The 21,919-nt window shown below is 70.8% G+C and carries 19 protein-coding genes; 14 read left to right on the forward strand and 5 right to left on the reverse strand.

Annotated features, from left to right (window positions below; translation table 11 throughout):
- The first annotated feature begins 47 nt into the window (after positions 1-47).
- The 4 genes from sucB to J7E89_RS29695 all read left to right on the forward strand — a co-directional run bounded on the left by sucB (position 48) and on the right by J7E89_RS29695 (position 6,780).
- Entirely contained in the window at positions 48-1,865 is a 1,818-nt protein-coding gene (gene sucB / locus J7E89_RS29680; protein WP_214977542.1) for a 2-oxoglutarate dehydrogenase, E2 component, dihydrolipoamide succinyltransferase, read from the forward strand.
- A gap of 98 nt (positions 1,866-1,963) precedes the next feature.
- Positions 1,964-2,587 carry a GntR family transcriptional regulator gene (locus J7E89_RS29685; protein WP_214977543.1) on the forward strand — a complete coding sequence of 208 codons (624 nt, stop codon included), beginning with the start codon at positions 1,964-1,966 and terminating at the stop codon, positions 2,585-2,587.
- A 399-nt stretch (positions 2,588-2,986) separates the two neighbouring features.
- A complete protein-coding gene (gene aceE, locus J7E89_RS29690; protein ID WP_214977544.1) occupies positions 2,987-5,656 on the forward strand; it encodes a pyruvate dehydrogenase (acetyl-transferring), homodimeric type in 2,670 nt (889 codons plus the stop codon).
- A 155-nt stretch (positions 5,657-5,811) separates the two neighbouring features.
- On the forward strand, positions 5,812-6,780 hold the full coding sequence (locus J7E89_RS29695) for a YafY family protein (protein WP_214977545.1): 969 nt from the start codon (positions 5,812-5,814) through the stop codon (positions 6,778-6,780).
- A 34-nt stretch (positions 6,781-6,814) separates the two neighbouring features.
- Here the strand turns inward: J7E89_RS29695 and J7E89_RS29700 are convergent, their stop codons facing one another.
- Positions 6,815-7,750 carry an SDR family oxidoreductase gene (locus tag J7E89_RS29700; RefSeq protein ID WP_214977546.1) on the reverse strand — a complete coding sequence of 312 codons (936 nt, stop codon included), beginning with the start codon at positions 7,748-7,750 and terminating at the stop codon, positions 6,815-6,817.
- Positions 7,751-7,915: 165 nt separating this feature from the next.
- Here J7E89_RS29700 and J7E89_RS29705 point away from each other — a divergent pair, with 165 nt between their 5' ends.
- The 3 genes from J7E89_RS29705 (at position 7,916) to J7E89_RS29715 (ending at position 10,924) form a co-directional block, all read left to right on the forward strand.
- Positions 7,916-8,575, forward strand: a complete 660-nt coding sequence (locus tag J7E89_RS29705; RefSeq protein WP_251061237.1) for an IS607 family transposase — start codon at positions 7,916-7,918, stop codon at positions 8,573-8,575.
- A 66-nt stretch (positions 8,576-8,641) separates the two neighbouring features.
- Positions 8,642-10,330, forward strand: a complete 1,689-nt coding sequence (locus tag J7E89_RS29710; RefSeq protein WP_251061238.1) for a hypothetical protein — start codon at positions 8,642-8,644, stop codon at positions 10,328-10,330.
- Between the two features lie 75 nt (positions 10,331-10,405).
- The gene (locus J7E89_RS29715; RefSeq protein WP_214977548.1) at positions 10,406-10,924 is read left to right on the forward strand and encodes a DUF4240 domain-containing protein; all 519 of its coding nucleotides are present in this window, start codon (positions 10,406-10,408) and stop codon (positions 10,922-10,924) included.
- Between the two features lie 38 nt (positions 10,925-10,962).
- Here the strand turns inward: J7E89_RS29715 and J7E89_RS29720 are convergent, their stop codons facing one another.
- A complete protein-coding gene (locus J7E89_RS29720) occupies positions 10,963-11,736 on the reverse strand; it encodes an SDR family NAD(P)-dependent oxidoreductase (RefSeq protein WP_214977549.1) in 774 nt (257 codons plus the stop codon).
- Between the two features lie 130 nt (positions 11,737-11,866).
- Here J7E89_RS29720 and J7E89_RS29725 point away from each other — a divergent pair, with 130 nt between their 5' ends.
- Positions 11,867-12,532: a TetR family transcriptional regulator gene (locus J7E89_RS29725; protein WP_214977550.1), complete on the forward strand. Its 666-nt coding sequence runs from the start codon at positions 11,867-11,869 to the stop codon at positions 12,530-12,532.
- On the opposite strand, the gene J7E89_RS29730 is transcribed toward J7E89_RS29725, so the two are convergent.
- Complete coding sequence (locus tag J7E89_RS29730; protein WP_214977551.1) at positions 12,495-13,643, reverse strand: PP2C family protein-serine/threonine phosphatase; 1,149 nt, start codon at positions 13,641-13,643, stop codon at positions 12,495-12,497. The two genes, J7E89_RS29725 and J7E89_RS29730, sit on opposite strands and share 38 nt — an antisense overlap.
- A 183-nt stretch (positions 13,644-13,826) precedes the next feature.
- Here J7E89_RS29730 and J7E89_RS29735 point away from each other — a divergent pair, with 183 nt between their 5' ends.
- Together J7E89_RS29735 and J7E89_RS29740 are read left to right on the forward strand one after the other, a co-directional pair.
- On the forward strand, positions 13,827-14,729 hold the full coding sequence (locus J7E89_RS29735; RefSeq protein WP_214977552.1) for a TIGR01777 family oxidoreductase: 903 nt from the start codon (positions 13,827-13,829) through the stop codon (positions 14,727-14,729).
- A gap of 184 nt (positions 14,730-14,913) precedes the next feature.
- Positions 14,914-16,218, forward strand: coding sequence for an NAD(P)/FAD-dependent oxidoreductase (locus J7E89_RS29740; protein ID WP_214977553.1), 1,305 nt, complete (start codon positions 14,914-14,916; stop codon positions 16,216-16,218).
- 247 nt (positions 16,219-16,465) lie between these two features.
- On the opposite strand, the gene J7E89_RS29745 is transcribed toward J7E89_RS29740, so the two are convergent.
- Positions 16,466-17,923, reverse strand: coding sequence for a regulator (locus tag J7E89_RS29745; RefSeq protein WP_214977554.1), 1,458 nt, complete (start codon positions 17,921-17,923; stop codon positions 16,466-16,468).
- A 243-nt stretch (positions 17,924-18,166) separates the two neighbouring features.
- Here J7E89_RS29745 and lipB point away from each other — a divergent pair, with 243 nt between their 5' ends.
- The 4 genes from lipB (at position 18,167) to J7E89_RS29765 (ending at position 21,235) form a co-directional block, all read left to right on the forward strand.
- Positions 18,167-18,970: a lipoyl(octanoyl) transferase LipB gene (gene lipB / locus J7E89_RS29750; protein ID WP_214977555.1), complete on the forward strand. Its 804-nt coding sequence runs from the start codon at positions 18,167-18,169 to the stop codon at positions 18,968-18,970.
- A 122-nt stretch (positions 18,971-19,092) separates the two neighbouring features.
- On the forward strand, positions 19,093-20,058 hold the full coding sequence (gene lipA, locus J7E89_RS29755) for a lipoyl synthase (protein WP_214977556.1): 966 nt from the start codon (positions 19,093-19,095) through the stop codon (positions 20,056-20,058).
- A gap of 252 nt (positions 20,059-20,310) precedes the next feature.
- Entirely contained in the window at positions 20,311-20,523 is a 213-nt protein-coding gene (locus J7E89_RS29760; RefSeq protein ID WP_214977557.1) for a hypothetical protein, read from the forward strand.
- A 10-nt stretch (positions 20,524-20,533) separates the two neighbouring features.
- A complete protein-coding gene (locus tag J7E89_RS29765) occupies positions 20,534-21,235 on the forward strand; it encodes a DUF4191 domain-containing protein (RefSeq protein ID WP_214977558.1) in 702 nt (233 codons plus the stop codon).
- 90 nt (positions 21,236-21,325) lie between these two features.
- Here the strand turns inward: J7E89_RS29765 and J7E89_RS29770 are convergent, their stop codons facing one another.
- Positions 21,326-21,793, reverse strand: coding sequence for an RDD family protein (locus tag J7E89_RS29770; protein ID WP_214977559.1), 468 nt, complete (start codon positions 21,791-21,793; stop codon positions 21,326-21,328).
- Positions 21,794-21,919: the final 126 nt, after the last annotated feature.

Genomic DNA, 21,919 nt, shown 5'->3' on the forward strand with positions numbered 1-21,919 from the left:
CCGGGCGCGACGACCACTTCCGCAATTCGTAAGGAGCAACCGAAACCATGCCGGTTTCCGTAACCCTTCCGGCGCTCGGCGAGAGCGTCACCGAGGGCACTGTCACCCGTTGGCTGAAGGCCGAGGGCGAGCGCGTCGAGGCTGACGAGCCGCTGCTCGAGGTGTCGACCGACAAGGTCGACACCGAGATCCCGGCCCCCGCCGCGGGCATCCTCTCGTCCATCAAGGTCGCCGAGGACGAGACGGTGGAGGTCGGCGCCGAGCTGGCCGTCATCGACGACGGCACGGGTGCGCCCGCTGCCGCCCCGGCCCCGGCTGCCGCCGAGGCCCCCGCACCTGCTGCCGAGGCTCCCGCCCCGGCCGCCGCTCAGCCCCAGCCGGAGGCTGTGGCCGCTCCGGCGCCCGCCGCCGAGGCACCGGCCCCTGCCGCCGCTCCGGCCGGCGGCGCCTCCGGTACTGACGTCGTACTGCCCGCACTGGGCGAGTCGGTCACCGAGGGCACCGTCACCCGTTGGCTGAAGGAGGTCGGCGAGGAGGTCGCGGAGGACGAGCCGCTGCTCGAGGTCTCGACCGACAAGGTCGACACCGAGATCCCCTCCCCGGCCGCGGGCACGCTGCTGGAGATCCTGGTCGGCGAGGACGAGACCGCCGAGGTCGGCGCGAAGCTCGCCGTCATCGGTGCCGCGGGCGCTGCCCCGGCCGCCGCCCCCGCTCCGGCCGCTCCGGCCCCGGCCGCCGCTCCGGCGCCCGCGCCGGCTGCTGCTCCGGCTCCGGCCCCCGCACCGGCTCCGGCTCCGGCTCCGGCCGAGGCCGCTGTGGAGGCTCCGGCGCCGGTCCAGGCCCCGCCGGCTCCCGCCGCTCCCGCTCCGGCTCCTGCCGCTCCGGCTGCTCCCGCCGCCGTCGCCCCTTCCGCCCCCGAGGCGGACGGCGCGTACGTGACGCCTCTCGTCCGCAAGCTCGCGGCCGAGAACAGCGTCGACCTGAGCACGGTCAAGGGCACCGGCGTCGGTGGCCGTATCCGTAAGCAGGACGTCGTGGCCGCAGCGGAGGCCGCCAAGGCCGCTGCCGCCGCCCCGGCTCCGGCCGTGACTGCCGGAGGCCCTGCCGCCGCTTCGAAGGCTCCGTCCCTCGAGGTGTCGCCGTTGCGCGGTCAGACGGTCAAGATGACCCGCATGCGCAAGGTCATCGGCGACAACATGATGAAGGCGCTGCACACGCAGGCCCAGCTGACCTCGGTCGTCGAGGTCGACATCACGAAGCTGATGAAGCTGCGCAACAAGGCGAAGGACGCGTTCGCCGCCCGCGAGGGCGTCAAGCTGTCCCCGATGCCGTTCTTCGTCAAGGCCGCGGCCCAGGCGCTGAAGGCCTACCCGGTCGTCAACGCCCGGATCAACGAGGACGAGGGCACGATCACCTACTTCGACACCGAGAACATCGGTATCGCGGTGGACGCCGAAAAGGGTCTGATGACCCCGGTCATCAAGGGTGCGGGCGACCTCAACCTCGCCGGTATCTCCAAGAAGACCGCCGAGCTGGCCGGCAAGGCCCGCTCCGGCAAGATCAGCCCGGACGAGATGTCCGGCGCGACGTTCACGATCAGCAACACCGGTTCGCGCGGTGCGCTGTTCGACACGGTCATCGTGCCGCCGAACCAGGTCGCCATCCTGGGCATCGGTGCCACGGTCAAGCGTCCCGTGGTCATCAACCACCCGGACCTCGGCGAAACCATCGCGATCCGTGACATGACCTACCTGGCTCTCTCCTACGACCACCGCCTGGTGGACGGCGCCGACGCGGCCCGTTACCTGACGGCCGTCAAGGCGATCCTGGAGGCCGGCGAGTTCGAGGTCGAGCTCGGCCTGTAACGCTCGTCTCACCAGCGTCTGCGCCCCCGTCCGGAGTTATCCGGGCGGGGGCGCCGCCGTATGGTCTAGAGACCGAACACGGCTTGAAGGAGCGCTTCATGACCCCGCCCGTCGTCCACTCGCTGCGCGAGCAGATCCGCGAGCACATTGTGGAGGGGATCGTCAGTGGGCGCTGGAAGCCGGGCGAGCGGATCGTGGAGCGCCGGATCGCCACGGAGCTGGAGGTCAGCCAGACTCCGGTGCGGGAGGCGCTGCGCGAGCTGGAGTCCCTGCGCCTGATCGAGTCGGCGCCGAACAAGGGCGTACGGGTGAGGAATCTGACCGCGGCCGACCTGGAGGAGAGCTATCCGGTACGGGCCGGCCTGGAGCAGATCGCGGCCGAGCTGGCGGCGGCCGCCCTGGCGGAGGACTGCTCGGCGCTGGAACCCCATGTGGCGGCCCTGTACGAGGCGGACCGCACCGCTGACGGGACGGCTCAGGTGCGTCATACGGTCGGCTTCCACCGCGAGCTGGTGCGGGCGGCCAACAACAGCGTCCTGCTCCACACGTGGGAGGGCCTGGGCATCGAGGTCTTCACGGCGCTGTCCATTCGGTGGCTCGGCACGGTGCAGAAGTCGTACGCGGAGGAGCACGACGCCCTCGTCCAGGCCTTCCGCCGCCGCGACCCGGCGATCGGAACCCTGGTGAAGGAACACGTCCTGGGCTGTGCGCCGCGCGCGTAAGCCGTACCGCTGCGCGCCGGACGGGCTGGTCGGCACCATCCAGCCCCTCCGGCGTTTGAGAAGCGGGGCCTGGGGCGGAGCCCCTCACGCGGCGGAGCCGCAATGTGTCACAGCGGGAAGGGGCGGGTCGGGGAAAGCGCCGCAGGCAACCGGCACCACGCCATCCCACCAGCGTCCGCGCCCGCGCCCGAAATGCCCCATACACCTCGGCACCCGGTGCCCCATTTCGCGGCACGGAATGCCAATTTCGTTCTACGGAGAAGTTTTTAGCCTCCAGGCTTTGATCGATCATCGATCAGGGACTTACAGTCATCGGCGGGTCCACCGACCCCACCGCCCTGTCCTGCCAGACAAGGCCCCCCTTTTCTTCACCCCCCTCCTCTCCGGAAGGCGGCCATCATGACCGACCCCGTAGGCATTTCTCCGAGCGAGCTCGACCAGCTCCCGGACCGTGACACCGAGGAGACCGCCGAGTGGGCGGCCTCCCTCGACGCCGTCACCAAGGCCGCAGGCCCGCAGCGGGCGGCCTACCTGATGCGCCGCACGCTCCAGCACGCCGAAGGCGCCGGCATCGCGCTGCCGAAGCTGCTGGAGACGGACTACGTCAACACCATCCCGACTTCCGCCGAGCCCGCCTTCGACGGCGACGAGGCGATGGAAGCCCGTATCACTGCCTGGAACCGCTGGAACGCCGCCGCGATGGTCACCCGCGGCTCCCGCTTCGGCGTAGGCGGCCACATCGCCACCTTCGCCTCCGCGGCCTGGCTGTACGAGACCGGCTTCAACCACTTCTTCCGAGGCAAGGAGGGCGACGGCTCCGGCGACCAGCTCTACATCCAGGGCCACGCCTCCCCCGGCATCTACGCCCGCGCCTTCCTCGACGGCCGCCTGAACGAGGGCCAGCTCGACCGCTTCCGCCAGGAGGCCGCCGGCGACGGACTGCCGTCGTACCCGCACCCGCGCCGCCTGCCCTGGCTCTGGGAGTTCCCGACCGTGTCGATGGGCCTCGGCCCGCTCTCCGCGATCTACCAGGCGCGCTTCAACCGCTACCTCCAGAACCGCAACATCAAGGACACGTCCAACTCCCACGTCTGGGCGTTCCTCGGTGACGGCGAGATGGACGAGCCCGAGTCGACCACCGCGATCACCCTCGCCGCCCGCGAGCAGCTCGACAACCTGACCTTCGTCATCAACTGCAATCTCCAGCGCCTCGACGGCCCGGTCCGCGCGAACTTCCGTGTCGTGCAGGAGCTGGAGGCCCAGTTCCGCGGCGCCGGCTGGAACGTCGTCAAGACGCTGTGGGGCTCCGCCTGGGACGAGCTGTTCCAGCTCGACACCCAGGGCGCGCTGGTACGCCGGCTCCGTGAGGTGCCGGACGCGCAGTTCCAGACGTACGCGACCCGCGACGTGGCGTACATCCGCGAGCACTTCTTCGGCGCCGAGCCCGCGCTGGCCGAGCTGGGCAAGCTGCTCACCGACGCGAAGATCGCCGAGTGTTTCCACACCTCGCGCGGCGGCCACGAGGCCCGCAAGGTGTACGCGGCGTACAAGGCGGCCGTGGAGTTCAAGGGCGCGCCGACGGTGATCCTCGCGCAGACCGTCAAGGGCTACACCCTCGGCCCGGGCTTCGAGTCGAAGAACGCCAACCACCAGATGAAGAAGCTCTCCGGCAAGGAGTTCCGCGCCATGCGGGACCTGCTGGAGCTGCCGATCCCCGACGCGAAGCTGGACGAGGAGCTCGTACCGTACGGGCACCCCGGCGCCGACTCGCCCGAGGTCCGCTACCTCCAGGAGCGCCGCGCCGCCCTCGGCGGTCCCGCCCCGGCCCGCCGGGTGCACGCGGTGGCCCTGCCCGAGCCCGCCGACCGCGCCTTCAGCGCCCTCCTCAAGGGGTCGGGCAAGCAGGAGATGGCCACCACCATGGCGTTCGTGCGCCTGGCGAAGGAGCTGATGCGGGACAAGGAGACCGGAAAGCGCTGGGTGCCGATCGTGCCCGACGAGGCGCGGACCTTCGGCATGGAGTCGCTGTTCCCCTCGGCCGGCATCTACTCCCCGCTGGGCCAGACGTACGAGCCGGTCGACCGCGACCAGCTCATGTACTACAAGGAAGCCAAGGACGGCCAGATCCTCAACGAGGGGATCACCGAGGCCGGCGCCATGGCCGACTTCATCGCCGCCTCGACGTCGTACGCGACGCACGGCGAGCCGATGATCCCCTTCTACATCTTCTATTCGATGTTCGGCTGGCAGCGCACCGCCGACCAGATGTGGCAGCTCGGCGACCAGCTCGGCCGCGGCTTCATCGTGGGCGCGACGGCCGGCCGTACGACCCTGACGGGTGAGGGTCTCCAGCACGCGGACGGCCACTCGCACCTGATCGCGTCCACGAACCCGGCGTCTCTCAACTACGACCCGGCGTTCGCGTACGAGGTGGCCGTCATCGTCAAGGACGGTCTGCGCAGGATGTACGGCCCCGAGGCCGAGAACGTCTTCTACTACCTGACCGTCTACAACGAGCCGAAGCCGCAGCCCGCGATGCCGGAGGGTGTCGAAGAGGGCATCGTCAAGGGCCTCTACCGCTTCAAGGAGGCAGCGGCACCGGCCGCCGATGCCCCCCGCGCACAGTTGCTCGCATCCGGCACCGCGATCCACTGGGCCCTGGAGGCGCAGGAACTCCTCGCCGCCGACTGGGGCGTGGCGGCCGACGTGTGGTCCGCCACCTCGTGGGGCGAGCTGCGGCGCGACGCGCTGGAGTGCGACGAGGCGCTGCTGCGCGGCGAGATGCGCACGCCGTACGTCACCCGCGCGCTCGAAGGCGCGCAGGGTCCCGTCCTCGCGGTGAGCGACTGGATGCGTCAGGTCCCCGACCAGATCAGCCAGTGGGTCGAGCAGGACTACTCCTCGCTCGGTACGGACGGCTTCGGCCTCTCGGACACCCGCGAGGCGGCCCGCCGCCACTTCGGCGTCGACGCCCAGTCGATCGTGGTCGCCGCCCTGGCCCAGCTCGTCCGCCGTGGCGAGGTACCGGCCTCGGCGGTCAAGGAAGCGCGGGAGCGCTACGGCCTGTGAGCCGTACCCTCTGACAGCCCTCAATCGCCGGAGGGGCTGGTGGCTGCCGCAACGCGGCACCATCCAGCCCCTCCGGCGTTTGAGAACCGGGGTCTGGGGGCCGGAGCCCCAGCAGCTCTCCCCCGTCGGCCCCGCCACCCGGCACAATGGCCGCCATGCGCGCAGCCCGCCTCATCAAAATGGTGCTTCTGCTCCAGTCCCGCCCCTCCATGACAGCCGCCGAACTGGCCCGTGAGCTGGAGGTCTCCGAGCGGACCATCACCCGGGACGCACAGGCCCTGTCCGAAGCGGGCGTTCCCGTGTACGCCGACCGGGGCCGGACCGGCGGCTACCGCCTGATCGGCGGATACCGCACCCGGCTGACCGGCCTCGCCCGCAGCGAGGCCGAGGCCCTGTTCCTGTCCGGACTGCCGCGCGCACTGCGCGAGATGGGCCTCGACGACGCCGCGTCGGCGGCCCGGCTCAAGGTGTCGGCGGCGCTGCTCCCGTCCCTGCGGGACGCGTCGGACACAGCGGCGCAGCGGTTCCATCTGGACGCGCCCGGCTGGTACCAGGAGCCGAAGACGCCCGAGTTGCTGCCCACGATCGCGGAGGCGGTCTGGGACGACCGGATGCTGACGGGCCGCTACCGGCGCGGTCACGACCGCGAGGTCGAACGGGAACTGGCGCCGTACGGCCTCGTGCTGAAGGCCGGGGTCTGGTACCTCTGCGCCCGCTCGGGCGGGGACTTCCGGGTGTACCGGATCGACCGCTTCGCCGCGGTGGTCGTGTCCGAGGAGCGTTTCGTGCGGGACGAGAGCTTTGTGCTGCCGGACTTCTGGGAGGAGCGGGCGGCGGATTTCGCCCGCTCGATACTGCGTTCCGAGGTGGTGGTGCGGCTGTCGGAGTCGGGTGCGCGGCGGCTGCCGTACGCCGTGGACCGTGCCGCGGCGGCCGAGGCCCTGGCGGTGGCAGGGCCGCCGGACGAGTTGGGGCGGGTCACGGTGACCCTGCCGGTCGAGTCGTACGAGGTCGCCTTCAGCCAGCTCTTCTCCCTCGGGCCGGAGCTGGAGGTCCTGGAGCCGCCGGCCCTCCGCGAACGATTCGCGGAGGCGGCGGCCCGGACAGCGCGGCTCTACGACTAGTGCGACTGGACGGCTTCTGCTCTTCGCCGGCCCGTCAGCGGTAGTCGCTCGCCGGGGCGTCCTTGCCGCCCTGCGAGACCTCCATGATGTACGGCCAGCCGTCCGGCCGGCTGCCGTCCGTGTCCGTGAAGCCGTACTCCTTCGCGAGGTGCCCGCTGGACAGCGACTGACCGTTCCAGCGCGCCCGTTCCGGGTCGGCGGCGATGGCCGCGACCGCCCGGCCGACGTACACCGGTGACTCGGCGATCACGAAGTCGGGGACCTTGGCGATCGCGTCGCGCCAGTTCTCCTCGGTGACGCCGAATGCGTCCAGCATCTCCTCCGAGCGGAGGAACCCCGGGGTAACGGAGACCGCCGTACAGCCCACGTCCGCCAGATCATGACCGAGGCTGAACGCCATCCGGATCGGCGCGTTCTTGGCGAGGTCGAAGTAGAAGTTCTCCCGGAAGTGAGTGCGGTTGTACTCGTCCGTACCGTCGGTCATTTCCACCACCAGGCCGCCCCGGTTCCGCACCAGCAGGGGCAACGCGATGCTGAGCGTGATGGCGTGGGTCTTCACGCCGAGCTCCAGCATCCGCAGTCCGCGCGCGAGCTCGATGTCCCACATCTTCTTGCCGAATTCGAGCAGATGATCGCCGCCCCAGAGGCTGTTGACCAGGATGTCCAGCCGCCCGTGCTCCCGGTCGATGCGTTCGACGAGCGACTTGACCTGGTCCTCTTCGAGGTGATCGGTGGGTACGGCGATGGCTTCGCCGCCCGCGTCGTTGATGAGTTCGGCCGTCTGCTCGATGGTCTCGCCGGGTCGGCCGACCTCGCTGACGTGCTCGCGAGTGGTGCGCCCGGTGACGTACACCGTCGCTCCCGCCGCTGCGAGCTGCACGGCGATCGCCCGTCGCGCGCCTCTGGTGGCACCCGCGACGAGTGCGATCCTGCCTTTGAGGGGTGCGTCCTGTGCGTCCTGTGCGCTCATACCTACTCCTCGCGTGCTGCTGTGTCCGTGCCGTACGGATCAAGACTGACACTAAAAGCAGACACCTTCTGTCCTGTTTTCCGTATCCCGCCGCACGCCGGGACGCAGCCGGGTTGCCAATTGTTGATTGCGTTGTAGGTCACGGTGGGTCATAGGGTCCCCCACATGAGTGAGAAGGCTGAGGATTGGATCTCTGCGGGTAGGGCTGCGAAGCGGCTGGGGGTGTCTACGCGGACCCTTCGCCGTTACACCCTTGAAGGTGTGTTGGAGGATCGGCGTTCTCCTGGTGGGCGGCGCGTCTTCCGTGTCGGGGACTTGGATGCGCTGTCGCGGCGGCGGGGTGAGCCTGTGTTGCCGCCTGTGGGTGGCGTGGTGCTCTACGGGCGGGTCTCGTCGCACCGGCAGCGGGTCGAGGGGGATCTGGACCGGCAGATGGCCCGGCTGCGTGAGGCTGTCGGTGGCCGGGTTGTGGTCGGGGAGTTCACGGATGTGGCGTCTGGGTTGTCGGACCGGCGCAGGGGTTTGCGCCGGGCACTTCGGGCCTGCCAGGCCGAGACTGTGTCCGCGCTGCTGGTGACGCATGAGGAACGACTGGCCCGGTTCAGCACCGGCTTGCTGGCGGAGGTGGTGCTGCCGTCGTGGGGCTGCCGTCTGGAGATCGCGGGCGGGGATGAGGAACTGGACGGGGCGGGGGACGGGGATCTGGTGCGGGACATGCTCGCGGTCGTCACCTCGTTCTCCGGTCGGTTGTACGGGTCCCGCTCGGCGCGGGCACGCGCACTCACGCGGGCAGTCAAATCCACCGTCAGGGAACGTGATTTGTAGGCCAGGAATGGCCATGTGTAGTGTTCTGTCTGCGAGTTGAGGGACGACGGGAGGGAGGCCAGGAGCATGCCCAGGCGCAAGAAGAAGCGCGAGCTGCGTACGCTCGCGGCCCCCTTCACCGTCGCCGCGCCTTCCGGTGCCCGGATTCGGGACCGGCTCCGTGTCACCTCAGCCGACGCGAAAGTTGTGCGCCTGGTGGGTGAGCACCTGGGCCGCCACGCCCGCGCCGATCTCGCTGAGCGTGTCCGTATCGGCCAGGCCAGGGCGCAGGACACTGAGCGGGCACGCCGCAAGAAGACATTGACGGCGGTGTCGTCGTCGCGGTGGGCCGGGGCGATCACCCGCGTATCGCAGGACCAGTACCAGCTTTCTCTGCGGGCCCTGTACGACGAGCGGGCTTCGCTCCGCAGGGCCATCACGACGATCAGCAAGCGCCTGGATGTCCCGTGCGGTGAGCGCGTAGGTAAGGTGCGCGGCTACTCGGGCCAGGGGGAACGAGCCCACAAGCAGCGCCGCATGGCAGCGCTCACCGCTCGGCTGGCCCGCGTGGAGGAACGCATCGAGCAGGGCCGTCCGGCGATCGTGGTCGGCGGTCGTCGCCTGGCGAAGACGCGGCACAACCTGGCCGACGCCCAGCTCACCGAGGCCGGATGGCGAGAACGCTGGGATGCCTCCCGGCTGTTTCTCACGGCCGATGGCGAGTCCGGAGCCCCGCACGGGAACTACACGATCACCGTCGAGCCGGGCACGGGCGCGGTCACGATCGTGCTGCCCGAACCTTTGCGGCATCTGGCGAACGCGCCTCGCGGCCGGTACCGGCTGTCCTGCACGGTGGCCTTCAGCCACCGCCGCGAGGAGTGGCTGGACCGGGCCACCGCGAACCGGGCCGTGCGCTACGACATCGTCCACGAGTCGCAGCGAGACCGCTGGTACCTCGATGCGTCGTGGTCCGCCGACCCGGCCGTCCTGCCCACCCCCGACGAACTCAAGCAGTTCGGGCAACGGCTGCTCGGCGTCGACCTGAACGCCGACCACCTGGCCGTGGCCGTGCTCGACCCGCACGGGAATCCGGTCGGCGAACCACACACGATCCCCATCGACCTGACCGGCCCGGCTTCCCAGCGGGACGGACGCCTGCGGGCCGCGATCAGCGAGCTGCTGGCTCTCGCGAGGCAGCACGACTGTGCCGGTATCGCGATCGAGAACCTCGGCTTCGACGACGCACGCACCACAGGTCGCGAGACCATGGGCCGGGGCAAGCGGGGCAAGAAGTTCCGCCGCACCGTCGCCGGTATCCCGACCGCCAGATTCCGGGAACGGCTGCGTGGCATGGCCTACCACCAGGGCCTCATCGTCGTCGCCGTGGACCCTGCGTACACCAGCATCTGGGGCGAGCAGCATTGGAAGAAGCCCCTCCAGACCCAATCCAAGACTTCCGTCACCAGGCACCACGGTGCCTCGGTGGCGATCCGCAGGCGTGGTCTGGGCTACCGGGTACGGCGTCGGCCAGGTGTGACCCCCGCTCACCAGAGGATGAGCGCGGGGAGAGCTACCGGCCAGACCGTCACCGTTCCCAGGCCACGCGGGACCGTGAGCCCACCCAGGACCACAGGCACGCTAAACAGAGGCGACAAGACCTGCTGGAGCCGAGGCGACCAGCTCACGCTGTTCCCCGACCTCGAAGACCGTTCGCGAGGTCACCGGACCACCTGTCCGGATTCAAGCGATTCGGCCAACACTGGCCAACATCGCTAGGAACGGTAACGACACAGCCGCATCCGGGGTACTCCGCGTGCGCGGGCCTGTGGCAAGGCCGATGCTTGTCCCGTGATGGACGAGACGGAATTCTGGGAGATCATCGACCACACCCGCGAGGCCGCCGAGGGCGACCCCGAGGATCATGCCGACCTGCTGGTCGACGCGTTGCTCCAGCTCGACCCCGACTCCGTGCTCGACTTCGCCAGACACTTCGAGGTCCGCTACAACCGCGCGTACCGCTGGGACTTGTGGGGCGCGGCCGCCGTGCTGCTCGGCGGTGCGAGCGACGACGCGTTCGACTACTTCCGCTGCTGGCTGATCGGCCAGGGCCGGGAGGTCTTCGAGGGGGCGCTGCACGACCCGGACAACCTGGCCAACCTCCTCAACGAGTTCGACGAGGAGGTCGACGGCGACGCCGAGGAGCTGGGGTACGCCGCAGACGAGGCGTACGAGCAGCTCACCGGCGCGGTCGCCCCCGACCTGGGCGTCCCGGCGCAAACGCCGGAGCCGGAGGACACGCCGTTCGACTTCGAGGACGAGGAGGCCCTGGCCGACCGCTTCCCCCGGCTGTGGGAGCGGTTCGGCGGGTAGCCGGCCCGCGGGTCCCTACAACCGCCGGAAGCCAGATGTCAGAAGTGGGTCCCTCCGTCGATCCGTATCTCCGTGCCGGTGATGAACGCGCCGTCTTCCGAGCCAAGCATGGCAACAACGCCGGCGACGGTCTCCGGGGCCGCGAACCCCTCGCCGATGGCGGGGGCCAGCTTCATGAAGAGCGACAGGTCGGCGTCCTCCGGCAGGCCGGGGCCCTTGCCGCTGGTCATGTCCGAGGAGATGGACCCCGGCGCGACGGCGACCGCGCGCAGCCCCTGCCTGCTGTACTCGCTCGCTATGGCGTGGGTCATCGACTGGATGCCGCCCTTGCTCGCCGCGTACGCCGCCATGTACGGGTGCGCGAACGAGGCGGAGGTGGAGGAGAAGTTGACGACGACCGGCTTGTCCCCCGCCAGCAGCGCCGGGATCGCCTCGCGGATCATCATGAAGGTCCCGGTCAGGTTGACCGCGATGATCTTGTTGAAGAGGTCCAGCGTGGTCTTGTGGGTGTGCTCGGAACGCAGGATGCCCACCGCGTTGACCAGCACGTCAAGGCCGCCGCCCAGCGCCGGAAGCGCTGCCGCGACACCCTCGCGGACCGCCGCCTCGTCGGATATGTCGAAGACGGCGGTGGTGAGGCGCTCGGCCACGCCGTCGGCGACGGCCCGCTCGGCGGTCGCCTTCAGGCCTGCTTCGTTGACGTCGACGGCGACCACGCGGCCGCCCTCGGCGAGGATGCGGTGCACAGTGGCCTGGCCGATGCCCGAGCCGCCGCCCGTGATCAGTACCCGACGGCCTTCGTAGCGGTTCATGCTGTCTCTCCGGTCTGCTGATGGCGGCGGACTCTCTCACCTGCCCACATCCCACGGTACGCCTACATGGCACGTTTTGCCATAGCGTCATTTCGCGCATTTCACGGAGGGCCGGGCGTACTCTTCCGGGGTGAGCACCCAGCCGCCCCCCGAGCCCCCGCCACTCGCGCCGCAGCCCTCCCTGACCGAGCGCCGGAAAGCCGCCACCCAGCTCGACATCGCCCGCGCCGCCGCCGAGCTCTTCGCCGAGCGTGGCCCCGACGCGACGACGGCCGAGGACATCGCGCACCGCGCAGGTGTGGCGCTGCGCACCTTCTACCGCTACTTCCGCAGCAAACAGGACGCCGTCGCCCCGCTGCTCTCCGGCGGCGCCGACCGGTGGCGCGGCCTGCTCGCAGCCGCCGAGCCCGGCACCGGCGTCCTCACGGCCCTCGAGGGCGCCGTCGCGGAAGCGCTCGCCACGCCCGACGCGCAGGCCGCCGAGCAGCTCGACTGGACGCGCGGCCTGCTCCGCGCGGCCGAGAGCGACCCGGCGCTGCGCGCCGTCTGGTACCGCGTGAATCAGGAGTCGGAGGAGCTGCTGGTGCCTGTCCTCGGCCGGCTGGCCGGCGCCGGGGCCGACCCCCTTGAGGTCCGGCTCGCCGCGGCCGCCGCCACTGCAGCGGTCCGTACGGCCCTGGAGACGTGGTCGGTGTCGGACGCCCCCGTCTCGGGCCCCGGCTCCCCCGCCGAACTCGCCGCGCGCTGCCTGAACGAGCTCATGGGCGGGATGCGGCTGCCGGCTCCCGGTCGATGATCTCTCCGTGCCCGAGGGTGAGCAGGGCCATGTCGTCCTGCACGTTCTCCGCGTTGCCGGCGAAGCGCACAAGGTCCTCGCGAACGGCCTCGTTGAGTGCCATCAGGTCATCCGCCGGCACGGTGGCGGCCAGCGCCGGCAGTCGCTGCGCGAGCGGATAGAAGGTGCCCTCGGCGTCGCGTGCCTCCGTCACCCCGTCCGTGTGGGCCAGAATCCGGTCCCCCGGCTCCAGCGGTACGGACACTGCCGTGACCGGCACCGTCGCGGCCAGGCCCAGACCCAGTGGCGGCGCCGGATCCACCGCGATCTCGCGCGCGGTCCCGCCCCGCAGCAGCAGTGGCGGCGGGTGGCCGCAGCTGACCACCCGTACAACGGCTTCGTCGGCGGGGAACTCCAGCACGACCGCGGTGGCGAAGAGCTCCGCGTGCTCCACGGCGACGGAGTCGACCACCAGCCGCCTGTCCAGCTGCGCCGCGACCAGCGCGAGGTCCCCCGCGTCCAGCACGGCTTCACGGAAGGCGCCCAGCAGCGCGGCGACTGTCGCGACGGCCTCCAGCCCGTGCCCCTGTACGTCGGCCACCAGCGCCCGTACGCCGTGGGGGCCCTCACGTACGTCGTACAGATCCCCGCCCACCAGCAGCCCGCGCTGCGCCGACCGGTACAGCCCCGCGCACCGCACCTGACCCACAGCGGCGGGCAGCGGCGGCAGTACGGCGAGCTGCGCGGCCTCCGCCACCGTGCGGACCGTCACTAGCTGCTGGTCGCGGCGGGCGCGTACCCACGAGATGACCACGCTGAGCACGACGACGACCAGCACCGCGAGCAGGTCCGGGGTCTCGACGTCCCAGATCCGGCGGCCGTACGGCAGGCCGAGCGCCAGGAGGGTGCAGACGCCGAGCGCCGCGACGCTTGCCGGGCCGTACGTGAGGGCCGCGAGCGGTGTCACGGCGACGACGAAGAAGCCCAGCTCGATGGTCTGGGGGGTGACGATCTCGGCGACGACGAGCAGTGCGAGGATCACTGCGGGCAAAGCCCTGAGCCAGCGCGGCTGCGGCGTTCCGCGCAGCCAGCCGGGGGCCTCTTCCGCGCCCCTGGCCCGCGCCGAACTCATCGGGCCAAGGGCCCGCGTGACATCGCGCGGGTCGCTGACGTGGGCGGCATCCGGAGCTCCTTCACCCCTCCCACTATGGCTCAGCGGCTTACCGCACGCCCCTCAGCGCACGACCCATGAAACACGTCATACACCTCCGCACCCCGTACCCCCGCACCCCGGTGCGGCGGAATGCGGGGCAGGATGGGCGGCATGCGGATTGCGGTCACCGGCTCGACCGGTCTCATCGGTACGGCGCTCGTGCGCTCGCTGCGCGCGGACGGACACCAGGTGGTGCGCCTCGTCAGGCGTGCGGCGAGCACCCGGGAGGAAGTGACGTGGGACCCGAAACGGCAGTATGTCGACGCCGACGGGCTCGCCGGGTGCGAGGCGGTCGTCCACCTCGCGGGGGCGGGCGTAGGCGACCACCGCTGGACCGCGACGTACAAGAAGGAGATCCGCGACAGCAGGGTCCTCGGTACGGCCGCGATCGCCGAAACCCTCGCTTCCCTGGACGCGCCGCCGAAGGTTCTCGTGTGCGGTTCGGCGATCGGCTTCTACGGCGACACCGGGGAACGCGCGGTGGACGAGGAAGCGCCGCCCGGCGACGGTTTCCTGCCGTCCGTGTGCGTGGAGTGGGAGGAGGCAGCGGCTCCGGCGCAGGAGGCGGGCGTACGGACAGTGTTCGCCCGTACGGGACTTGTGGTGGCACGCGAGGGCGGGGCCTGGGGAAGGCTTTTTCCCCTCTTCAGGGCGGGGCTCGGCGGGCGGCTGGGGTCGGGCCGCCAGTACTGGAGCTACATCGCGATGCACGATCACATCGCGGCGCTGCGCCATCTGATCGACACCGAGTCGCTCTCGGGCCCCGTGAACCTCACGGCGCCCCAGCCGGTCACCAACCGGGAGGTCACAGCGGCGATGGGGCGGTTGCTGAAGCGGCCTACGCTCTTCGCGGTCCCCGCGCCGGCGCTGCGGCTCGTGCTGGGCGAACTCTCCGTGGACGTGCTGGGAAGCCAGCGGGTGCTGCCGCGGCAGTTGGAGGAGTCGGGCTTCTCGTTCGCGTTCCCGGGGATCGACGACACGCTGCGGGCGGCACTGCGCAACTGACCGATTCTCATCGCTTTCTGTCCGTCGTACGACCATTGTGCTCCGGTTGTGCTCCGATGCCCCGGTCGGTGCGCGACTGTGCCCGCCCGCATCCGCTTCTACGCTTCAACTCGAACTCGGGCATTCCGTGGATCTGTTGAGGGCATGAGTCCCCCACAGTCGCGCCGACCTCGGGGAGGGGCACGTGCTCACCACCGCACACCACGCGGACGTCGTCATAGTGGGGGCCGGGGTCGCCGGACTCTCCGCCGCCCACCAGCTCACCAGCGCCGGAGTAACGGTCGGCGTCCTGGAGGCGGCCCCTTACGTGGGCGGCAGGATGGCCACCGACGAGGTCGACGGTTTCCGCCTCGACCGCATCGGCCAGGTCCTCAGCACCGCGTATCCGGAGCTGCTCCGCACACCGGGCCTCGAAGGGCTCGCGCTGCGCACGTTCTCGCCCGGCGTGCTCGTGCACAGCGAGGGCCGCCGCTACCGCGCGGGAGAGGCCGGAAGCGCGCGGGGCGCGCTCAGCGCCGCGCGCGCCCTGGCAGGCACCTCGCGACCGCCGTTCGGGGGCGCGCTCGACCAGGCCCGCCTCGGCGCGGCGCTCGGGCGGTTCGCGGCCACACCCGTGCACCGGCTGATGGCCCGCCCCGAACGGCCCGCCGCCGAAGCCCTGTCCGGGCGCGGACTCCCGCCTCGTACGGTCAACGGCTTCCTGCGCCCGCTGCTCTCGGCGCTGCTCAGCGACCCGGAGCTCACCACCTCCAGCCGGTGCGCCGATCTCGCGCTGCGCGGCTTCGCGCGCGGCAGGCTGTGCGTGCCCGAGGGCGGGGCCTCCGCGCTGCCCAAGCTGCTGGCGGCCACGCTGCCGCCAGGAGCGGTACGTACGGGCGTACGAGTGATCGGCGCTTCCACCACCTCGGTCACCACCGAGGAACACGGCGCGTTCGGCTGCCGCTCCCTTCTGCTGGCCACCGGGGCCCGCGCCGCCGCCAACCTGCTGCCCGGGCTGCGGGTGCCGGCCTTCCACCGGGTGACAGTCCTGCACCATGCCGCGCCCGCCTCCCCGCTGGCGGACCCCGCCCTGCTGCTGGACGCCGACCGGAGCGGCCCCGTCTCGCACACGGCCGTGCTCAGCGAGGTCGACCCGTCGCGCGCGCCGCGCGGCCGGTCGCTGATCTCCTCCACGGTCCTGGGCACGCCCCCGCCGGACCCCGACCGCGCGGTACGCGCCCACCTGGCCCGGCTCTACGGCGTATCCACCGACGACTGGGAGCTCCTCGCGGTCCACCATGACAGGGAGGCGGTCCCGGCCATGCCGGCGCCGCACGACCTGCGCCGTCCCGTCCGGCTGCTTTCCGGCCTGTATGTCTGCGGGGACCACCGCGAGACGAGCACGGTGCAGGGCGCGCTTCACTCGGGCCGCCGGGCCGCGCACGAGATCCTTATGGACTTCGGCATCCAGCCCGGCTACGCGGCGGAAGCGGTTCGCGAGGCCGCGTGATCCCTGCGGGGCTTTTCCTCACCCCGCCCCCTTCCCGAACTGGGGCGCTGCCCCAGACCCCGCTCCTCAAACGCCGGAGGGGCTGGATGGGTGCGGCCGAATTCAGCCCGTCCGGCGTTTGAGGACACGCCCGAAGGGCGTCTGCGTTGTCTGGGGGCTGGGGCTTGCCCCAGTTTCGGGAAGGGGCGGGTAGGGGAACAGTGCCGCAGGCACCCGCACCCGCACCCCACGCCCGCCGGGGCCAAGGTCACCCCAGCGCCGCCACCCGGTCCCGATAGTTCCGCACCGCCGCCGCGTCCCGATACGGCTCCAGCCGTTTCTCGAAGTCCCGTACGTACTCCATCGCCCGAGCCGACCGCATCTCCGAAGCCTGCTGCGCCGACTCCGCCCCCAGCGCGCACGCCTGGTCCAGTTCGCCCAGCCCCAGCCGCGCGGTCGCCAGCACCACCCGGCAGAACAGCCGGCTCCGCGCATAGCCGGGCGCCCGCAGTTGCAGCGACCGCTCCGCGTGCTGCGCCGCCGCCCGGTACTGCTGGAGGTCCCGGTGGCAGTGGCCGAACTCGTCCGCCAGCTGCGCCTGGTCGAAGAACCGCGCCCAGTGGGGCAGTTCGTCCCCCGGCCGCGCCGACTCCATCGCCCGCTCGGCCCGTACGAGCGAGGCCGTGCACGCCCGCACCTCACCCAGCACCCCGTGCCCACGCGCCTCCGCCGAATGCAGCAGCGCCTGCACCACCGCGGGTGCCGCACTCCCCACGCCCTGCTGCGCCACCCGCGCCAGCTGCACCGCCTCCCGCCCGTGGCCGAGATAGACCGCCTGACGGCTCATGGTGACCAGGACGTACGAGCCGTACGGGCGGTCGCCCGCCGCCTGCGCGAGCCGCAGCGCCTGGACGAAGTACCGCTGGGCGAGGCCGTGCGCCGCGATGTCGTACGACGTCCAGCCCGCCAGCCGGGTCAGATCGGCGGCGGCCGCGAAGAGCCGCCGACCCGTCGCCTCCCCGTACGTACCGCGCAGCATCGGCTCAGTCTCGTGCTCCAGATAGCGCACCAGCGCCTGCCGGGCGTGCCCGCCGCCGTACGCGTCGTCCAGCGTCCGGAACAGCTCGCCGACCGAGCGCAGCGCCGCGATGTCGCCCGTGGAGACGCGCTGCCCGGGGCTGCGGTCGGTCTGGCCGGTCTGGCGCTGCCGGGGCACGGCGGGAACGCGCCCCTGGAGGGGCACCCGTACGCCGTTCACCGGCGGCGGATCACCGCGGGCGACCCGGTCGTCCGCGCGCCCGATCAGCCAGTCCCGGCTCGGGACGACGAGCCCGGCCGGGGTGAACGCGATCTTGCGCAGTTCGGCGTGGCTGCCCGAGTCCTTGCGCCACAGCCCGCTGACGATGTCGACAGCTTCTTCGGGTGTGGCCGCGAATTCCAGCCCCGCGTAGACGGGCGCGCAGGCGTCGAGTCCCAGGTCCTGAGCGGTCAGCCGCCGCCCGAGGCGCCGGGTGAAGACCTCGGCGATCAGCGCGGGGGTGGTGCCGCGCGGCTGCTGGCCACGCAGCCACCGGGTCACCGACGTCTTGTCGTACCGGAGATCGAGGCCGTGTTCCAGGCCGAGCTGGTCCACCCGTCGGGCAAGGCCCGCGTTGGAGAATCCCGCTTCCGCGATGAGCGCGGCGAGCTGGCGGTTGGGGGTGCGCTGCGGGGGTCGTTCCGTCATCAGCTGTGCGGTCTCCTGCCTTCTGGGCGCCGGGCAGCAGCCCTCATGGAACGGCGCGAATTTAGCGACATATGCCATCCGTCCCGGCCCCTTCGGCCCACATTCATCCGATCGTGTGAGGATTCGTGGGAACGCTGACGAACACTGACGAAAACGACCTGGCCGGTGACCGGATTCGCAGCGGCCGTACAGTGGCTGAGGCGCGCGAAACGTGCCGGGTGTTCGTTCGAGGGAGGCGTTGCCGTGAGTGAGCTGCGGTTTGTCCGACTGGGGTTCGGCGCGGAAGCCGTCGAGTACCAGGAGGCCTGGCAGAAGCAGCGCGAGGTGCACGCGGCACGGTTCGCGGACGAGGTCCCGGACACCTGCCTGCTCCTTGAGCACCCGCCGGTCTATACGGCCGGGCGGCGTACGCAGGACAGCGAGCGCCCGCTGGACGGCACCCCTGTGGTGGACGTGGACCGCGGTGGCAAGATCACCTGGCACGGCCCCGGCCAGCTGGTCGGCTACCCGATCATGAAGCTGCCGCGCCCGGTCGACGTGGTGGCGCACGTACGCCGCCTCGAGGACGCCCTGATCCGTACATGCGCCGACTTCGGCGTGGAGACGAGCCGGGTCGAGGGCCGCAGCGGTGTCTGGGTGCTGGGCGACCCGGTGGAGCAGCGCCCGTCGGTTTCGGTCGGCGGCCTGTCGCTGGACTTCGACCCGCGGCTCCAGGACGAGGAGTTCGACCCGAGGCTGAACGGTCCCCAGTACGCCCCGTCCAACGCCGGCCAGCGCCGCGAGGACCGCAAGCTCGCCGCCATCGGCATCCGGGTCGCCAAGGGCGTCACGATGCACGGCTTCGCGCTGAACGTGAACCCGGACAACACCTGGTTCGACCGGATCGTGCCGTGCGGCATCCGCGACGCGGGCGTCGCCTCGCTCGCGGGCGAGCTGGGCCGTGACGTCAGCATCGGCGAGGTTCTGCCGGTCGTCGAGAAGCACCTGCGCGACGTTCTGGAGAACGCGGACCTGGCCCCTCGCCCCGTCGAGACGGCCACCGTCTAGCGGGCCGTCCAGTGCCCGGGGAATGCGGACCGCTGGCCATAGGTTGGCGAGACGTAATCCCCATACAAATATCGGGCGTACCCTGGTGGGCGCCGAAGAATCGAAGTCGTAGGGAGCCGGACGTGTCCGCAGTCGCACCCGACGGACGCAAGATGCTGCGCCTGGAGGTCCGGAACAGCCAGACGCCCATCGAGCGCAAGCCCGAGTGGATCAAGACCCGGGCGAAGATGGGCCCCGAGTACACCAAGATGCAGGCGCTCGTGAAGAGCGAAGGACTGCACACCGTGTGCCAGGAGGCCGGCTGTCCGAACATCTACGAATGCTGGGAGGACCGCGAGGCCACCTTCCTCATCGGCGGTGACCAGTGCACCCGGCGCTGTGACTTCTGCCAGATCGACACCGGCAAGCCCGCCGCGCTCGACCTGGACGAGCCGCGCCGCGTGGGTGAGTCCGTCGTCACGATGGACCTGAACTACGCCACCATCACGGGCGTCGCGCGCGACGACCTGGAGGACGGCGGAGCCTGGCTGTACGCGGAGACCGTGCGCCAGATCCACGCAATGACGGCGGAGCGCGAGGCCGGGCGTACCAAGGTCGAGCTCCTCATCCCCGACTTCAACGCGGTCCCCGAGCAGCTGGCCGAGGTCTTCTCGTCCCGCCCGGAGGTCCTGGCCCACAACGTCGAGACGGTGCCGCGCATCTTCAAGCGCATCCGTCCCGGTTTCCGTTACGAGCGTTCCCTGGAAGTGATCACGCGCGCCCGCGAGGCCGGCCTGGTCACCAAGTCGAACCTCATCCTCGGCATGGGCGAAGAGCGCGAAGAGGTCAGCCAGGCGCTCCAGGACCTGCACGACGCGGGTTGCGAGCTCATCACGATCACGCAGTACCTGCGGCCCTCGCCGCGGCACCACCCGGTCGAGCGCTGGGTGAAGCCGCACGAGTTCGTGGAGCTGAAGGAGGAGGCCGACGAGATCGGCTACTCCGGTGTGATGTCCGGGCCGCTGGTCCGTTCGTCGTACCGCGCGGGCCGGCTGTTCGGCCAGGCGATGGAGCGGCGCGAGCAGCTGGCGGCCACGCCGACTGTGTGAATCTGAGCACAAGCCATTACTGGCCAGTAATGGCCGGTATGACGCGGCCCGTACAGTCCCCGCAGGTAAGGGGGACCGCGCGGGCCGCGTCGGTGTTGGCCGGGCTTTCAGCCGTACGTGTTAAGGGTTCATGGGTGTTTGACCGCCCGGTCATGCGCTGGTAACACCAATCAGTGACCCTAGGTTTACGCACAGCTGCACACAGCAGTCGCCGTCGTTCCCGAGTCACCGCCCCGAGGAGGGACCCACACCATGCAGGCCGCGACCCCCGTCCGTGCTCACGCCATCCCGTCCGTCACCGACGCTCTGCGCGCGGTCGAGTCCCTCCTGATGCGCGGCGGACAGCGCACCGCACGCCGCAACGCCTGGACATCGGTGCTCGAAGACCGGCGCAGGGCCAAGGACCGGGTCGAGGCTCAGCACGTACTGGAGGCCGTGGCCGACCGGGCTTCCCAGGCAACGTAAACTTCACAGCATGGCGAGGAAGGAACGCGCAGACAACGCGGACACTGCGAACCCCGGGCGACTCAAGCAGATTGCCCTGACCTACAAGATGACCCGGCGGGCCGACTCCAAGATCGGTCTCGTTCTCGCGGGCGTGGGCATCGTCACGTTCGGTGTCTTCCTCGGAATCGGCTTCTTGATCGATCACCCGGTCTATCTGGGCATTCTGGGCTTCCTGCTGGCCTTCCTCGCGATGGCGATCGTCTTCGGACGCCGCGCCGAGCGGGCGGCCTTCGGGCAGATGGAGGGACAGCCGGGCGCTGCGGCCTCCGTGCTGCAGAACGTCGGGCGCGGCTGGTCGACGACTCCCGCGGTGACGATGAACCGCAACCAGGACGTCGTACACCGGGCGGTCGGCAAGGCCGGCATTGTTCTGGTGGCCGAGGGCAACCCGAACCGGCTGAAGACCCTGCTGGCGGCCGAGAAGAAGAAGATGGCGCGCATCGTGGTGGACGTACCGGTCCACGACATCATCATCGGCAACGACGAGGGTCAGGTGCCGCTGAAGAAGCTGCGCACCACGATGCTCAAGCTGCCGCGCGTCCTCCAGGGCCCCCAGGTGACGAAGACCAACGACCGGCTGCGCGCGATGGGCGACCTGATGTCGAACATGCCCCTCCCGAAGGGGCCCATGCCCAAGGGCGGGAAGATGCCGCGCGGAAAGATGCGCTGACTCCTCCACACCCGTACGACACACTTCGAAGGGCGGCCCGGAACCGTGAGGTTCCGGGCCGCCCTTCTGTCGTTTCTGTCGTTCGTACGGTCAGATCCTGACCTGGACGGCGCGTGCGAGGCGGTCGTGCAGGCCGCGGCCGTCACGGTCCCAGACCAGGGCCGGGATGGCGAGGCACAGCAGCACGCTGCGAACGAGGACGCGGAAGAGGCCGAGGCGGTCGCCGTTCTCCGCGACGACGCGCAGGCCGAGGAGGCGCTTGCCGGGCGTCGAGCCGACCGTGCCGACGGTGAGCACGCTCAGTACGAGCAGAACGCCCAGCGCCCAGTTGCCCGAGGCCTGCCAGTTACCCCCGGTGAGCAGCCCGTATGCGATCAGCATGCACAGGGCCCAGTCGACGAAGAGGGCGCCGAAGCGCCGGCCGAGCGGGGCGATGGCACCCGGCCCCTGCTCCGGTAGTCCGAGCCGCTCGCCCCGGTACCCGGTGTCGGCACCCATCTGCTTGGCGGCTTCGCCCGGCCCGGAGAGCCACGATCCGATTGCTTGCCTGTTGTCCACCCGTACAAGGTACTGCGACCGCTTTCGTACCCTGGAGGTCGGGCCCCTTCGTCGGCCGGCCGGGAGCCGGTCCGGAGCCGGTCCGGAGCCGGTCCGGTTAACTTGCGCGAAACAAATGGGTCATGC

It is taken from the genome of Streptomyces sp. ISL-100, assembly GCF_018614615.1.
Taxonomy (GTDB): Bacteria; Actinomycetota; Actinomycetes; order Streptomycetales; family Streptomycetaceae; genus Streptomyces.

Excerpts from the sequence above, each read along its gene's own strand:
- sucB (WP_214977542.1), top strand. The coding sequence starts at position 48 with ATGCCGGTTTCCGTAACCCTTCCGGCGCTCGGCGAGAGCGTCACCGAG.
- J7E89_RS29685 (WP_214977543.1), top strand. The coding sequence starts at position 1,964 with ATGACCCCGCCCGTCGTCCACTCGCTGCGCGAGCAGATCCGCGAGCAC.
- aceE (WP_214977544.1), top strand. The coding sequence starts at position 2,987 with ATGACCGACCCCGTAGGCATTTCTCCGAGCGAGCTCGACCAGCTCCCG.
- J7E89_RS29695 (WP_214977545.1), top strand. The coding sequence starts at position 5,812 with ATGCGCGCAGCCCGCCTCATCAAAATGGTGCTTCTGCTCCAGTCCCGC.
- J7E89_RS29700 (WP_214977546.1), bottom strand. The coding sequence starts at position 7,750 with ATGAGCGCACAGGACGCACAGGACGCACCCCTCAAAGGCAGGATCGCA.
- J7E89_RS29705 (WP_251061237.1), top strand. The coding sequence starts at position 7,916 with ATGAGTGAGAAGGCTGAGGATTGGATCTCTGCGGGTAGGGCTGCGAAG.
- J7E89_RS29710 (WP_251061238.1), top strand. The coding sequence starts at position 8,642 with ATGCCCAGGCGCAAGAAGAAGCGCGAGCTGCGTACGCTCGCGGCCCCC.
- J7E89_RS29715 (WP_214977548.1), top strand. The coding sequence starts at position 10,406 with ATGGACGAGACGGAATTCTGGGAGATCATCGACCACACCCGCGAGGCC.
- J7E89_RS29720 (WP_214977549.1), bottom strand. The coding sequence starts at position 11,736 with ATGAACCGCTACGAAGGCCGTCGGGTACTGATCACGGGCGGCGGCTCG.
- J7E89_RS29730 (WP_214977551.1), bottom strand. The coding sequence starts at position 13,643 with ATGAGTTCGGCGCGGGCCAGGGGCGCGGAAGAGGCCCCCGGCTGGCTG.
- J7E89_RS29735 (WP_214977552.1), top strand. The coding sequence starts at position 13,827 with ATGGGCGGCATGCGGATTGCGGTCACCGGCTCGACCGGTCTCATCGGT.
- J7E89_RS29745 (WP_214977554.1), bottom strand. The coding sequence starts at position 17,923 with ATGACGGAACGACCCCCGCAGCGCACCCCCAACCGCCAGCTCGCCGCG.
- J7E89_RS29760 (WP_214977557.1), top strand. The coding sequence starts at position 20,311 with ATGCAGGCCGCGACCCCCGTCCGTGCTCACGCCATCCCGTCCGTCACC.
- J7E89_RS29765 (WP_214977558.1), top strand. The coding sequence starts at position 20,534 with ATGGCGAGGAAGGAACGCGCAGACAACGCGGACACTGCGAACCCCGGG.